16 protein-coding genes are annotated in these 15,288 nt (G+C 32.5%); all 16 read right to left on the bottom strand.

The features are described from left to right. Positions 1 to 6 precede the first annotated feature (6 nt). The 16 genes from ACQ0RB_RS07260 to ACQ0RB_RS07335 all read right to left on the bottom strand — a co-directional run bounded on the left by ACQ0RB_RS07260 (position 7) and on the right by ACQ0RB_RS07335 (position 15,262). Positions 7 to 1,338: a TolC family protein gene (locus tag ACQ0RB_RS07260; protein ID WP_430497532.1), complete on the bottom strand. Its 1,332-nt coding sequence runs from the start codon at positions 1,336 to 1,338 to the stop codon at positions 7 to 9. 49 nt (positions 1,339 to 1,387) lie between these two features. Then, positions 1,388 to 2,551 carry an efflux RND transporter periplasmic adaptor subunit gene (locus ACQ0RB_RS07265; protein ID WP_134200727.1) on the bottom strand — a complete coding sequence of 388 codons (1,164 nt, stop codon included), beginning with the start codon at positions 2,549 to 2,551 and terminating at the stop codon, positions 1,388 to 1,390. A 23-nt stretch (positions 2,552 to 2,574) separates the two neighbouring features. Then, complete coding sequence (locus tag ACQ0RB_RS07270; RefSeq protein WP_129760984.1) at positions 2,575 to 3,834, bottom strand: ABC transporter permease; 1,260 nt, start codon at positions 3,832 to 3,834, stop codon at positions 2,575 to 2,577. Position 3,835: 1 nt separating this feature from the next. Continuing rightward, complete coding sequence (locus tag ACQ0RB_RS07275; protein ID WP_343795036.1) at positions 3,836 to 5,080, bottom strand: ABC transporter permease; 1,245 nt, start codon at positions 5,078 to 5,080, stop codon at positions 3,836 to 3,838. Next, on the bottom strand, positions 5,073 to 5,774 hold the full coding sequence (locus ACQ0RB_RS07280; protein WP_129760982.1) for an ABC transporter ATP-binding protein: 702 nt from the start codon (positions 5,772 to 5,774) through the stop codon (positions 5,073 to 5,075). The genes ACQ0RB_RS07275 and ACQ0RB_RS07280 overlap by 8 nt, the downstream gene beginning before the upstream one ends. Positions 5,775 to 5,910: 136 nt before the next feature. After that, entirely contained in the window at positions 5,911 to 6,141 is a 231-nt protein-coding gene (locus ACQ0RB_RS07285; RefSeq protein WP_129760981.1) for a hypothetical protein, read from the bottom strand. Continuing rightward, positions 6,134 to 6,679: a DUF420 domain-containing protein gene (locus ACQ0RB_RS07290; RefSeq protein ID WP_134200721.1), complete on the bottom strand. Its 546-nt coding sequence runs from the start codon at positions 6,677 to 6,679 to the stop codon at positions 6,134 to 6,136. Before ACQ0RB_RS07290 ends, ACQ0RB_RS07285 begins: the two co-directional genes overlap by 8 nt. Beyond that, a complete protein-coding gene (locus ACQ0RB_RS07295) occupies positions 6,679 to 7,425 on the bottom strand; it encodes an SCO family protein (protein ID WP_134200719.1) in 747 nt (248 codons plus the stop codon). Before ACQ0RB_RS07295 ends, ACQ0RB_RS07290 begins: the two co-directional genes overlap by 1 nt. Then, complete coding sequence (locus tag ACQ0RB_RS07300; protein WP_430497536.1) at positions 7,409 to 8,125, bottom strand: hypothetical protein; 717 nt, start codon at positions 8,123 to 8,125, stop codon at positions 7,409 to 7,411. The genes ACQ0RB_RS07295 and ACQ0RB_RS07300 overlap by 17 nt, the downstream gene beginning before the upstream one ends. 103 nt (positions 8,126 to 8,228) lie before the next feature. Next, positions 8,229 to 8,609: a cytochrome C oxidase subunit IV family protein gene (locus tag ACQ0RB_RS07305; protein WP_129760977.1), complete on the bottom strand. Its 381-nt coding sequence runs from the start codon at positions 8,607 to 8,609 to the stop codon at positions 8,229 to 8,231. A gap of 23 nt (positions 8,610 to 8,632) precedes the next feature. Further along, complete coding sequence (locus tag ACQ0RB_RS07310) at positions 8,633 to 9,610, bottom strand: cytochrome c oxidase subunit 3 (protein WP_129760976.1); 978 nt, start codon at positions 9,608 to 9,610, stop codon at positions 8,633 to 8,635. Between the two features lie 136 nt (positions 9,611 to 9,746). After that, positions 9,747 to 10,328, bottom strand: a complete 582-nt coding sequence (locus ACQ0RB_RS07315) for a cytochrome c oxidase subunit 3 (protein ID WP_262733241.1) — start codon at positions 10,326 to 10,328, stop codon at positions 9,747 to 9,749. A gap of 3 nt (positions 10,329 to 10,331) precedes the next feature. Next, positions 10,332 to 11,225: a heme o synthase gene (cyoE, locus tag ACQ0RB_RS07320; RefSeq protein ID WP_430497539.1), complete on the bottom strand. Its 894-nt coding sequence runs from the start codon at positions 11,223 to 11,225 to the stop codon at positions 10,332 to 10,334. A gap of 125 nt (positions 11,226 to 11,350) precedes the next feature. Next, a complete protein-coding gene (locus ACQ0RB_RS07325) occupies positions 11,351 to 13,465 on the bottom strand; it encodes a gliding motility protein RemB (protein WP_129760973.1) in 2,115 nt (704 codons plus the stop codon). Between the two features lie 164 nt (positions 13,466 to 13,629). After that, entirely contained in the window at positions 13,630 to 14,424 is a 795-nt protein-coding gene (locus ACQ0RB_RS07330) for an energy transducer TonB (protein WP_129760972.1), read from the bottom strand. A gap of 115 nt (positions 14,425 to 14,539) precedes the next feature. Beyond that, the gene (locus ACQ0RB_RS07335; protein ID WP_129760971.1) at positions 14,540 to 15,262 is read right to left on the bottom strand and encodes an energy transducer TonB; all 723 of its coding nucleotides are present in this window, start codon (positions 15,260 to 15,262) and stop codon (positions 14,540 to 14,542) included. Positions 15,263 to 15,288 lie beyond the last annotated feature (26 nt).

The following is a 15,288-nucleotide window of genomic DNA, read 5'->3' on the forward strand; positions in this document are numbered from 1 at the left end:
AAATTATTAGTTTATGTCTGTAATAGGAATTCCAAAGTAGAATTCTAATACTTTTAATTTGAATATATAGTCGTATTTTGTTCTAATCACATCACTTTGCGCTGCTTCAAATCTGTTTTGAGATTGATTATAATCAAAAGCATTTAACAACCCAACATTATAACGCTCTCTAGAATAATTAAAAGCTTCTTCTCTTGCTTCAAGTGTTTTTTGCGCAGCTTCATAAGCTTTTAACGCACCTTTAGTGTCATTATAGGCTTGGTAAACTGCTGTTTCCATATCTAAATTGGCTTGCTCTAATTGAACTTTTGCGCGCTCCAAATTTACTTTATTTCTTTTAACATTGTTGCTTGAAGCAAATCCGTTAAAGATAGGTATGTTTAAACTTAATCTAAAATTATGACTTTTATTATCTGTCATTTGAGTTTCAAAATCATCAGCACTTAATAAAAATTCTGATGTAAAATAACTAGACCCAAAGTTATACGAACCTGATAAAGTTGGTTGCAATGCACCTTTAGAAATTTTAAGATTATCTTCAGCAATTTTAGTGTTTGTCTCAGCAATTTTAATATCGTATCTAGTTTCTTTTGCCTTACTTACTATAGCATCAGGTGACTGTTCTAATATCATAGTTGTAGGTACTTGATAATCTATATCTACAATATCAAAAGTTTCATACTCTTGTATTAATAATAATTGCGCTAACTGAATTCTAGACAATAAAACTGTATTTTCTGCATTTACAATTTGTTGTTCTTGAGTGGCAATGGTTGCTTGAATTTCTAACAAATCACCTCTTGGTAACACTCCAGCTTCAACAAGCTCATTAGTTCTTTCCAACTCTTGTTGTGACACAACTTGTTGTGCCTGCAACACTTTTAACTGCTCTTTATTAAATAAAATTTGCAAAAAAGAATTAGCCACAAGTAGTGACACGTCATCTTTTATCTTGTCTAGTTGATACCTTGACGCTAAAATTTCTAAGTTAGAACGATGTAATTGATTGATGTTACGCAATCCATCATATATATTTAAACTAGAACCAATACCTAATGATAATGTTTTTGATGTACCTGTAACTGGATTGAATGTTACTGGATCCTGACCCAAACCAATATTCCAAGAGTGTGATGCAGACCCATTAAGAGAAGGTAAAAAATTACCTATTGCATCTTTTTTATTGATTTCTGATTGTTCTAAGTCTAGTTCACTTTGTTTTACAGTAATGTTGTTTTGTAATGCGTGATCTACACATTCTTCAAGCGTCCACTTTTTAGTTTGCGCTTGGAATGAAAACGTCAATAATACCGTAAATACAAAAATTGCTTTTTTCATAATTAAAATATATGTCTATAGATATGTTAAAGTGTTACAAAAAATTGAATTAATTATTTTGAGCATAGCTTGGAACGCCTTGAATTTGGTTCCAAACCTTGATTTTATCATCTTTTGTAACTCCTTTTTTAATTTCAACGTGAATACCATCGCTAATTCCTAGCTCTACATCTTTGCGCTCAAACTGTTGGTCACCAGTTTCAATCTCAACGAATGGTTGTTTAGTTTCAGAATCGTATTGCACCAAAGCTTCTTTAACCGCTAAAACTTTTTCAGCTTTTTCTAAAATAATAGATGCATTAGCACTTAAACCTGCTCTAATAAAAGTAGAATCGACAGTTTTTAACGAGCCTTTTATTTCAAACTGAATAGCGCCATTTTCTTCAACTCCTTTTGGAGCAATGTAATCTAAAACAGCATCAAATTTTTTATTTTCAATAGCTCCAACAGTAATTTCAAGTGGTAACCCTTCTTTAATTTTTCCTACTTCACTTTCGTCTACTTTTCCTTCAAAAATCATTTTTTTAACATCAGCTAATGATGCAATTGAAGTTCCTTCGTTAAAGTTATTAGCTTCAATAACTTGGTTTCCTTCTTTTACAGGAACATCTAACACCATTCCTGAAACAGTTGCTCTAACTTGAGTTTGTGCAATATTACCCAAACCACTAGTAGTTCCTGTTTTGATAATATCATAGTTTTGTCTAGCAGAATTTACATTAATTCTTGCTTGCTCAACACTTTGCTTCGTTTGTAGATACGTGTTTTTTACAGCTTCAAAATCATTTGCTGAAATAACTCCTTTTTCAAACAACGCTTTTTGACGGTCGTAATTAGCTTGTTGCGTCTCTAGGTTTATTTGTGCAGTTTGAAGTGCAGTTTGGTTTGTAGCAATACTGTTTTTTGCACTTGTTAAAGAAGATACGTTTGGTATTACTCTAATTTGAGCAATTAAATCACCTGACTTTACATACTCACCAGCTTCAATAAAAACTTCTTCTATAACTCCAGAAATATTAGGTTTAATCAAGACCTCTTCTTTAGGGACAATGCTTCCTGTTGCAACGGTTTTCACCACAATAGTCTCTTCAGATGGAAGTTCAGTAGCATACGTTATTGGGTTTTCTCTATTTTTTTGCCACAAATAATACAATGCTGCAGCAAATACAAGTACAATAACTACTAAAGCGATTACGGTTTTGGTTCTTTTCATGATTATGGTTGATATTTATTTTTTTATTCTATTCTTAAAGCGTCTACAGGTTTCATTTTTGTGGCACTATTTGCTGGTATTAAACCTGCTAAAAGTCCTGAAACCACTAATATTATTAAAGCTGTAAAAACAACTGTCATACTAACGCTAGGGTTGGCAAAATTGTCTACAGGTCCACTCATATCCAAAAGGTAATTTAACACCCAAATAATAAGTGCTGAAAATGAAATACCAACCATACCTGAAAGGATAGTTAATATTAAACTTTCTTGTAAGATTTGTCCTTTTATAGTCCATGGAGAAGCACCTAATGCTCTACGCACACCTATTTCTTTTGTGCGTTCTTTAACTACAATAAGCATAATGTTACTAATACCAATAATACCTGACATTAGTACTAATGCGCCAACAAAGTAACCAACAATAGTTAAAATTGTAAACAGTCCATTAATGCGCTCAAACTGTTCTGATAAGTCCCAGTGTCCTATTGCTCTATCATCATCTGGTGCTACTGTATGTCTCGATTTCATTAAATCAAAAACTTGCTGTTTTATAGATGTAATAGGAACTCCATCAACAGCTGTAATAGCCATCCAACCTACTCTATCTCCTCTATTGAATGCTTGACCAAACGTTGTAAATGGAATATAAATGGTATTGGCATCTTGCTCATTGTCGCCTTGGCTGTTACTCATTTTAAAAGTACCAACCACCATAAAGTTTACACCATTAATTTTCACATAACTCCCTAATACTTCCTCATCTTTATCATAAAGACTTTTAATAACATCTGTACCAATAACACAAACTTTACGCTTAGAATTGATATCAGAATAACTTACAAAACGCCCTTGAAGGATATCCATAGGTTGTTGCTTTATATACTCAGGGTAATCACCATAAATTTCAAAAGCTCCAGTTTTAGTACCTCGTATCACGTTATTTGCACCTTGAAACCCTCCTAATTGGTTTCTTGGAGATACATATTTTAGATTTGGTATTTCAGATTTTAATGCTGCAACATCATCTAATTTATAATTGAAATAACGTCCTTTTGGAAGTCCTTTATAAGGTTTAGATGTTCCTTGTGTCCACATAAACATGGAATTGGTAGCGAAGTTTCCAAAATCGGCAGTTACACCATTTTTAAGTCCATTGGTTAAAGCTAGAAGTAGTACTAAAATTGTAATACCCCAAAACACACCAAAAGCGGTTAAAAACGTTCTGAATTTATTAGCAGTAAGCGCTTGTAATATTTCGTCCCAACGGTCTCTATTAAACATACTATTCGTCTCTTAATGCAATGATTGGTTTTATTTTTGCAGCTCTGTAAGCTGGAATAAATCCTGCTACAGCACCAGCAAACACTAGCAAGAACACAGTTGTTAATGCTATATTGAAATCGACTTGAGGATACTTAATAAAATCGCTTTGAACTTGTGGACCAACCAATTCTAACAAGCCAAGACCAAAGATTAGTCCAAATAAACCTGCAAACATAGTTACAAAAACAGCTTCTTGAAGAATCATCCCTACAATAGACATTGGTAAAGCTCCTAAGGCTTTTCGTATTCCAATTTCTTTTGTACGCTCTTTTACTATAATTAACATGATGTTACCCACTCCAACAATCCCTGCAATGATAGTTCCAATACCAACAAACCAAAATACTGCTTTAATGGTGTCAATTAATGAATAAATCTTTTTAGCTTCTTCTAGAGTGTTATACACTCTTACTGCACTTGTATCATCAGGAGCAACAGTGTGGATTTGCTTTATTTGGTCTTCAATGCCTTTTGAAATACTTTGAGAAAGCGCTACAGCTTCATCAAAATTATCAGACATTTTAACTGTAAACAGCATGTTTCTAATATTGTCTCCTGCGTTGAATACTTTTTGTGCAGTTGAAATAGGAATATAGGCTTGGTTTTCTTCACGCTCTCCTCCTGGATCATAGAATACACCTATAACCTTAAAGTTCATTCCAAAAACAGAGATGTTTTTATCAATAGGGTCTTCGTCTTTGAATAAGTCGGTTTTTAACTTGTTACCAATTACTGCTACTTTTTTATTTTCGTTGTAGTCTGATTGATTTACAAATCGTCCCACTGAAATATCAGCATTTTCAATAAATTGGTGATCTGGCATTACACCTCGAATACGATAATTACCTGACTCTCCTTTATATGAAATGGTTCCTCCCCAAATAGAGTACAATGAGGTTTCATATTCAATATAATCTTCATACTTCTGAGAGATCATATCGAAGTTATCGTTTTTAAGCTGGACATATCTTCCTGGGTTAAGTCCTTTATACTCTTTAGTAGTTCTACCTGTCCACACTGTAATCATGTTTGTAGCATCTTGCTGAAATTGAGAAGTCACTCCATTTTCAATACCCTTACTAAAGCCTAAAAGAATGACTAAAATAAAAATACCAGAAGCCACAGAAAGACCAGTTAAGAAGGTACGAAGTTTGTTTTTTCTTAATGTCTCAAAAATTTCCTGCCAACGTTCAATATCAAACATATTGGGATGCTCTTACTTGTTCAACAGTACTATCATCAATAATCACACCATCTTTGAGATTTACAATACGCTTAGTCATATTAGCAATATCGTTCTCATGGGTTACAACCAATATGGTTTTTCCTTCGTCGTTAATACCTTGTATTAACTCCATAACTTCATATGATGTTTTAGTATCTAATGCTCCTGTAGGCTCATCGGCTAAAAGTACTTTTGGGTCACTTGCAAGAGCTCTTGCTATTGCTACACGTTGTTTTTGACCACCAGAAAGTTCGCTAGGTAAATGATGCGACCATTGTGCTAGTCCTACCTTTTCTAGATAATGCTCAGCTTTTTCAATACGCTCTTTTCGCTTTATATTTTGATAATACAATGGCAATGCTACATTGTCTAAAGCGCTCTTGTAGTTTATTAAGTTGAACGATTGAAATATAAATCCTAAAAATTCATTACGGTATTTTGCAGCAACTTTTTCGTTTAGGTTTTTAATTGGAAAGCCATCAAGAATATATTGTCCTGTATCAGCCTCGTCCAACATTCCTAAAATATTAAGTAAGGTTGATTTACCTGATCCTGAAGATCCCATAATGGAAACCAATTCGCCTTCTTTTACTTCAAAATTTATGCCTTTTAAAACGTGAAGAGAATTACTCCCCATGTGATAAGATTTATGTAAATCTTTTATCTGTATCATTTATAGATGGTTAATTCTATACAATGTTACACAAAACTAAAATTGTTTTATACTAACAAATTGTTAAGAATAATTTTGATTGATATTAAATAAGACTGTTGAAATCTAAAAATGTTACAGTTGCAGTTAAATCTTTTTATGAAGTTTTTTTCTGTCTAAAGAATTTCCAGTAAATAATAAAGCCTAATCCTGCTACCAAAATATAAGGAATAGCCATAAGATAAACAATGCCATCATTAACACCTTGAGCTGCTTGTTGCCCTTCTTCGCTTTCTAAAACTGCTCTACACATTGCACATTGTGCATTTACTGTTTGATAAAAAACAGTAGCAAAGAACAGTATAAAAGCAAGCTTAAGTTTAGACATAATATGGAGAAATCATGACATACACAATAACACCAGTAATTGCGACATACAACCACAAAGGAAATGTGATTCGTGCTATTTTTTTATGTCTATCAAAGTTTTTAGCAATTGCTCTTACATAAGTAATTAGCACAAAAGGAATGATGATTATTGATAGTAAAATGTGTGTTATTAAAATAAAGTAATAGAAATATTTAATAGCTCCTTCTCCACCAAACTTTGTAGAATCACTAGTCATGTGATAAGCAACATACATAAGTAAAAATAGTACTGATAAAAAGATAGCAAACTTCATTAAGCGTTCGTGAAGCTTTATTCTTTTGCCTTTAATAGCCCAAAAAGCTATAAGTAACACCACAGCAGTTACTGCATTAATAGCAGCATAAATTGGAGGCAAAAATGTGAGTGGTTCAACATCAAACCCGAGCTCTCTTAGATTAATTCCAAAAAGGGCTGCAACTGCTATTGGAATAACAATTGACAGAATTACTATCAACTTATTATACTTTTTTTCTGCTTGTAGGTTAGTATTTCCCATTATTCTTTTAATAGTTTAGCAATGTCTTCTTTTAACATTGTTATTTGTTGTGTTTTACCGTCTTCGTCAGTTTGCTCTTCTTCTGAAATTATACCTTCGTAATAGATTAAAGGATTACCTTCAATAACTCTAGATCTAATAAATCCGTTTTTATCAATTAAAGCAAAATTACCTGAGTGTTCAAAACCGCCTTCTACCTCTTTATTTTCTGAAGCATAAATATAAAAACCTTCATTTGCTAATTTATAAATATCATCTCGTTCTCCTGTCATTAAATGCCAATTAGGGTTTGTTATCCCGTAATTATCAGCATAGGCTTTTAAAACTTCAGGTGTATCATTTTCAGGATTTATAGTAAATGATGCTACACCAAAATTATCAAACCCTTTAAATGTATTTTGAACTTGAACAAGGTTTCTATTCATTCTTGGGCAAATTGTAGGACAAGTAGTAAAAAAGAACTCTACAACATACACTTTACCTTCGTAATCTTTGTTGGTTACTGTATTACCATTGTGGTCAGTGAAACTAAAATCTGGTACTTTTTTAGGTGAACCATCAGGATTTTTTATAAATATTAAATCAGAGGTATAAGCATCTTTCTCTTTTGTTTGGTCACTACGACTTTCATTTCTGGTTACATCATCATTTGAAATTCTATCTATAATTCTTGGTATAAAATAAATACCAAAAACTAGAATTATAAATGCGATACCTATGTAAGAATAATTAGTTTTCTTGCTCATTGTTGTTTATTTCGTTAGCTCTTCGCTGTGAGGAGTCAAAGTTTCCTTTGCGTTTTTCTCTATACTCTGTAAATAGTACTCGCAAATCATCGGCTCCCATTTTATTTTTTAATTGGTCTACCTCAATGCAATTGTATGATGATAATCCATAAACTGGTTTATTACTAACAATTTCATTATCTGTTCTATCATCCAATCGTCCTCTTTGAGACAAATCAGTATCTACTATAAACACGTTACTTGTTGCTAAGTTAGCATCTAAAACTGTATTGGTTTTTAAGCTATTAAACAAGTTGTTAATTTCACCTTCTTTTAAATACACAAAATGCCAAAATCTCAAATCTTCATAAAGTGCTATTTCTTTATATAGTTGTTGTGCTTCAGCTTTTGCTTCTTCGGTCACTAAAACCACTATTTGGAATTTTTTAAACCCTTTAAACTTATCATAAATAAGTTCTTTAAGGTTGGATGCTTCTGTAGCTTTTTCCATAGGCTTTTTACCAAAGAACGCTAAAACAGTAAGGTGGTCTTTTAACTGAATTTGTAACTCATTAGTTGCAGGAAGCTCTCTTATATTTTCTTTTACAATGTCTAATGTGTTATAGTTTTCTTTAGAAATTGACATTATAAGAACAAAAAAAACTGGAAGGAAAAATAAAACTCCAAGAATTAAAGGTTTTTTGTATGATTTTTTCTCCATTAGGGATTTTGGAATTTTTCTTGTTTTTACTACTAGTGCAAAATTAAAAAAAGGCGGTTTAAAAACCGCCTTTAAGTAATCTATTTAACAAATAAATTATATGTTAAAAATCTCTTTTTATAAAACCAGAAGAGTATACTCCTTCAATATATCCACCTTCTTGTAGTAAGATGAATATTAAATAGCAAATTAAGAATACTCCTGTCCATATTACAGCTCTTCTTAGTCCTTTAGTTTCATCTCTCATGTGCATAAAGTCCCAAGTGATGTAATATGCTTTTACTATGGTAAGGATGATAAATATCCAGTTTAATATTTTCATCCCAATTACTTTTGCTTCTAAAGCTTCAGGCTTGTAAATACCTAATACAACTTCAATTGCTGTAATGATAGACAATAAGATTAAAACACCCCAAATTTTTTGAGTATTGCTTTTAAACTTTAGTAGTCCTCTAAATATTTCTAATTTATGTGCGTGTGCCATTTTTAATTAAGTTTCTAAATGAATTAAACTAAGTAGAAGAATGTAAATACAAATACCCAAACTAAATCTACAAAGTGCCAATAAAGACCTACTTTTTCAACCATTTCGTAGCTTCCTCTTCTTTCATAAGTTCCTAAAATAACATTAAAGAATATAATAATGTTAATTACTACACCTGAAAATACGTGGAATCCGTGAAATCCTGTAATAAAGAAAAAGAAGTCTGCAAATAAAGGAGAGCCATACTCATTAACATGAAGATTTGCTCCTTCTACCACTAACTTACCGTTTTCTTTAATTTGCTTTAAAGATTCTTCTCTAGATAAAACTGTTTTCTTTCCGTCCTCTGTTAAAGTTTGAGTTCTAACCAACACATTTGGGTTTGCCTCAAGACCATTGTATACTTCATCAACAGTATAGCTTGGTAATGTACCTTCGCTTACAAACCAAAGTCCGCTTTTGCGCTCATGTTGCACTCTTTCTCCATGCTCACTAACTGCAATATCTCTAACAGCAACACGATTACCATCAGTATCTACAAATTGTAAAATGTTTCCTCCATTAGTTTGGATAGCACCATAATCACCTTTTATAAATGTTGCCCATTCCCATGCTTGTGAACCAACGAATATTAATCCACCAATAATGGTTAAGAACATGTAAATTGTCACTTTTGCTTTTTTCATATGGTGACCAGCATCAACAGCAAGTACCATTGTAACTGATGACATAATAAGAATAAAGGTCATGAATGCCACATAAATCATAGGATAATTCCCATGAAAAAATGGAATATGAGTAAAAACCTCATCGGCAATTGGCCATGAACCAATAAACTTAAATCTTGAAAATCCGTAGGCTGCTAAAAACCCAGAAAACGTTAAGGCATCAGATAATATAAAAAACCACATCATCATTTTACCATAGCTAGCTTTAAGAGGCTGATTTCCACCTCCCCAAGTTTTGCCCTCTGTACCAGTATTTACAACTGTAGTATCCATATAAAGCGTTTAGTTTTTAAAAGTTGCACAAAAATAATCATTTTATTCATCTAAAGAAACATCAAGTAATAAATTATACAGACTCTAAATAAATATAAAAGCGATGTTACTTTATCCTTTTGATAGGCAATATAGTCTATCTAAATAAATATAAAAACAAAAACAAAAACAGCCATAGTATATCTACAAAGTGCCAAAATGTTGCAGATAGCTCTAAACCAAGCATTTTAGTTGCTGTATATTTTTGTCTTAAATGATTAAAAATTACTACCATTATTGAGATTAAACCTGCTACAACATGCATTATATGTGCAAATGCTATAACATAAATAAAACTCATAGTAATATTACTTGTAGGTCCTGTAAAATTATAACCTAAATCTATTATTTGTTGAAACCCTAATAATTGACTCCATATAAAAGCAACACCTAATGCGAGTGTTACAAACAACCATAGTGTTGTTGCTTGTCTGTTGTTAGCTTTTAAACTTCTTTTAGCCAGATAAAATGTAATACTACTTACAATAATAATTACTGTACTTATTACAAATGCTTCTGGTAATTGAAAATCCTTTAACCAGTCTGGTCGCTTACTACTTACAACTACAGCACTTGTTAAACCTGCAAAAGACATAATTAATGAGCCAATACCAAACCATAGCATCATTTTTTTTGCACGTTCATTTTTTTCCTCTAGCGTTCCCTGTGTTAAATCCATTTTTTATCTAATAAACTTATCTATAACATAAACTATTTGCAGCAACGTAATATAAGACACACTTGCCAACATTAATTGTTTAGCTGCTTTTGCAGTTCGTTCTTTAAACAATACTAATGCGTAACGCAACATCACAAGCCCTAATAAAAATACAATTATTGCTGCAACAATAGAGAGTTTTAAGTCTCCTGTAAAACCAAATACTGGTATAATTGAAACCAATATTGTCCAAACAGTGTACATTATAATTTGTACTGCTGTTCCTTTATCTCTTTTTCCTGTTGGAAGCATAAAAAAGCCTCCTTTTTTATAATCTTCAAACAAAAACCAGCCAATAGCCCAAAAGTGAGGAAATTGCCAAAAAAACTGTACAGCAAATAAAGTTCCTGGTTCAATACCAAAATCATTTCGAGCTGCAACCCATCCCAACATAAATGGAATGGCTCCTGGAATGGCTCCAACAAAAACTGCTAAAGGCGTTTTGGTTTTTAATGGTGTGTAAACACTCGTATATAAAAAAATTGAAATTGCACCATACATTGCAGTTCTTGGGTTGATAACATACAGTGTTGCTATCCCTAATAGTGTAAATGCAACTGCAATTATAAATGCTGTTCTTACCGACATTCTTCCGGCAGGAATTGGACGGTTTTTGGTGCGCTCCATTAAAGCGTCTAAATCTTTTTCAATAATTTGATTGTAGGCATTAGAAGCACCTACCATAAAATAGCCTCCAAAAGCCAATAAAATTAATGTGTAAACATCTACAGTTGGAGCTCCCAACAAGTAACCAGCAATGGAAGAAAACACCACACTTACAGAAAGCCTGATTTTGGTAATTTCCTTAAAATCTGAAATTATTGATGCTGTTGAAACCGAAGACACTTTAGTACTCAAACTCTATTGTTTTGTTGCTCGCTATTGCGACTGCAAAGATACTTTGAAAATTACTTATGGGCAACGCTTAGTGAAAGTAATTCGGTTTTTGTTGTTGAATGTATTTTAAAAGTAAAAAAGTAGTACTAAAAATCGTAGTACCAATTAAACAAATCGGTTCTTACACCTAAACTAAACCAGGTTGTATTACTTTTTACCAACGCAGCTGTATTAGCGTTAGGGTTAAAGTTTCTAAAACTTATATTAGTGAATAGCTTAAGATTACTTACAGGATTTATAATATAACCGCCTTGTAATTCGGCATTAAATGTATTGGTTTTTATACCTTGTCCTACTTCTACTCCTGTATCAAAAGGTCGCTCTTCATAACTACGGTAAATATCGCCTCCATAGCTAAAGTTGTCTGTACCATCATTAATATCAAATCCTCTTACACCAAATACAAGTTTAGCATCAGCAAACCAACGTTTGTAATTATAACGACCTATTAAAATAAGCTCACTAAAATTTGCTCCCCAAAGATGTGCCATTGACTGGTTGTTATGCCCATAATTTAAAGCTACTGTATTATGAGAATAGGTATAAGGTCTAACCCTGTTATATTCAACTTGTAGTAGTAAATCATCAACTTTAAAGGCATCATAGTATTTTGCCCCTAACTGATAGCCATATTTATTTTTCCAGCTTTTTTCGCCTCCTTTAATATCGTTTAAAGAAAATTCATCTAAAATAAATTGTCCGTAAAGGTTAACTTTATTGTTCCACTTATACTTTAAAGATGCACCAACCACAGCGTTTCCAGCATCTTGTCCTGTTTCAAACTCAATAGCTCTAAAAAATATTATTGGGTTAAGGTAATTTACATCAAACGCTCTATTATCAGTCTTTGCCCACATAACGGATTCAAACAAACCTATGTTAAGTCGTTTAGACACGTTCCAACTTAAGTAATGGTTTGCCATATACTTGGTTAAAAACGCACCATCTTCGGTTACTTCGGTTCGTACGTCTTTTAACCACATCCAAGTATTGGTGTATTTTATTTTCCAGAATTTAGTGTTTAATTTTAAAAAAGGGTATGGACTAGTTACATCACTTTGCAACAAAGACCTGTAACCATCACCTATGAAATTTTTACCATGACCAAATTGTACATTTATAAAATTTGCTGGAGAATAGGATAAATATGCTTCAGCTACTGGATAATCGTAAGAATCGGTTTTAAACCGTTTTGCAATACCACGACCAGGAATTATTGCAGGATCTGGACCAAAGGCTTTTAAGCTTTCGGAATACTCATTAAAATATTGAGCAAATCGACCTTGACTTTCATAAACTGATGCTGAGAAGTTGAATTTTTTCCCTAATCCTCCTTGAATATAAAATCCTCTAGTATTATTATATGTTGTGCTAAAATCGGCATCAGTATCTTTACCTACCTGAAGGTCAAAAACCGGATCAATGGTAAACCAATAATCTTCTCCTTGAACTTGTACTAAGTGCTCATTCCACAGTTTTCTTGCCCACCAACTTTCAGAGTCTTTTACTAAAGCTTCTTTTTCAGCTTCAAAATCATAATACTTTGAAACCTCATCAAACATAAACGGTTTTGCTGCAGTATGACTATTGGTACCAAGCTCATTCATTTCTCTATCAAACCTTGCATAATAGGTATGCGTAAATGGAATGTTAAGTTGGCTTTTATACTCTAACTTTTGATACTTTACAATGTTATTATTAATGCTATCGTACTCATTAGATACAACCTCATTTAAATCGACCGTTTTTTTAACATCAACTATAGTTTCTTTAGCTGTTTGCGGAGTAACCTCTTGAGGATTTACCAAAGGTATTTTTATAGCCAAAGAATATTGATAATAGGTTGGATTGCCATTGTAAGTCCCAGGAATTGTCTTTGGTAGTTCGTTAAAAACACGCTTTACCTCATCCTTTAATTCATCATAAACTGCATCTACATAAAGCACATGTATTGTTCCTTCTTTATCTACTTCAAACAACACTTTTACATCTCCTTTGTACTCATCATCAATAGCTACTTGTGGTACTTTTAGAGTATTAAAAATATGGGTGTTTATTTTATTATTAAAACAAGATTTTAAATTCTCTATTGGTTGAGATTCGCAACCTGGAAAAACAGGTGATTTTTCGTAAGTATCGCTAGTTTGAGAAAATACTATGGATTGTGTTAAAACGAAAATAAACAAGAAGAGTTGTTTCATAAGATGGTAACTACCTTTTTATTAGGCGAAAGATACTATTTTTTTCAAAATGTGGACAATAAAAGAATTTCTTGATAAAGGTATAAAACTGAAATTCATTTATAATTAAAAAACCGCTATCAGTAAATGATAACGGTTTATACATTAATAAATTTTAAGGTTTACTAATCCATCACTTGAAAAATGATTGGGAAGGTGTAGATTACCTCAACAGGATTTTCTCTTTGCATACCTGGAGTCATTTCTGGGATTTTTTTCACCACACGCTCAGCTTCTTTTTCAAGTCCTTTGTGTGGTGCTCTAGTTTTAATATCTGAAACCTTACCAGATTTATCCACCTTAAATTCGACATAAATTTTTTGAACACCACTCAGCCCTAATTCTGAAGCTATGCTTGTAGAGAATTTTTTATTTACCAATCTGGTAATTTTCTCTGACATACATTTTTTACGTGCTTCATTAGTTGTTTCATTTTCACAACCAGGATAAATTGGTGCTTTTTCTATTCTGAAAAAAGGCACAGGAATATCTTCAACAACCTTATCAATCACTATATCTCCAGGATCAACAGGAGTTGATGTTGCTACAGGTTCAGTAATTATAGTTTCGGTCACCTGTTTTTCGTTGAAGTCATTTTCAACGATTGTAGGTTCTTTATCTACAATCCTTCTCTGTCTTTGTTTGACCTCTTCTTTAGGCGCTTGTTCTTCATAGATTTTGAACTCTGGGACAATAATTTCGGTTTCATCATCAATTGCGACTAAAGCTTGGTCAATTTTTGGAACATGTGTTGCAAAGTTCATTTCAAAAAGCAGGTAAGTTCCTAGCAAACAAAGAATGAGTCCAACCTGAAAATACAAGGCTGAATTTTTTTGTAAATTTGCATCATGCTTTTGTGGTTTTTTCACATTGGTAGTGCTCTGACCAGCATTACTGTGTGTTTCGTTAAAATTTTTCATAATACTTTAAATTTAAAATGTTAATATTATGATAAAATCACAATAAGCATACCAAAAACAAAAATCCCGCTCATTAATTTGAACGGGATTTTTAAATCTATATTAAAACTGTTTTTTAGTCTTGTACTTGGAATAAGATTGGTAACGAATATGGAACTGTTACTGCTTTTCCTCTTTGCTTACCTGGTTTCATTTTAGGAAGCAATCCAATTACACGCTTAGCTTCTTTTTCCAATCCTGGATGTGGAGCTCTAGCCATAATGTTAGTAATGTTTCCACTTTTATCAATCTTGAAAATTACGTTAATACGTTGTCTTCCTGATAAACCTAATTCTCCAGCTAAGTCAGTGTTGAATTTTTTGTTTACAAACTTGCTGATTTTTTCAGACATACATTGTTTTTTAGCATTGTTTCCACTTTCGTTTTCACAACCTGGGAAAACTGGTACGTTTTCAATTACAGCAAACGGAACCTCGATGTCTTCTTCTACTTCTTCAACCTCTACTTCTTCTACTTCAACGATTTCTTCTTCTTGATCAGTTTCAGTAGATTCAATTACAGTTTCCTCAACTTCTTCTTCATCTTCTACAATCTCAATCTCTTCAGGAGCTGCAGGTGGTGGTGGTGGAGGTGGAGGGGTTTGTATTTGTTCAGTAATTGGAATTTCTTCTTCTAATTCTTCATCTAAGTTTAATTGACCTATATCAATATCAGACTTATCATATGTTTTATAGTTAATTGCCACATTAGCAAACAATAACATTAAAGCAAGACCTACAGCGAAATAGATTGAACTATTTCTACTTACATCTGCTTTAGTACTCTTTTTAGGTTCCATATCTTAAAAGGTTTAAAAGGATTGCT

The organism is Gaetbulibacter sp. PBL-D1, from assembly GCF_050509525.1.
In the GTDB taxonomy this organism is placed as follows: Bacteria; Bacteroidota; Bacteroidia; order Flavobacteriales; family Flavobacteriaceae; genus Gaetbulibacter_B; species Gaetbulibacter_B jejuensis.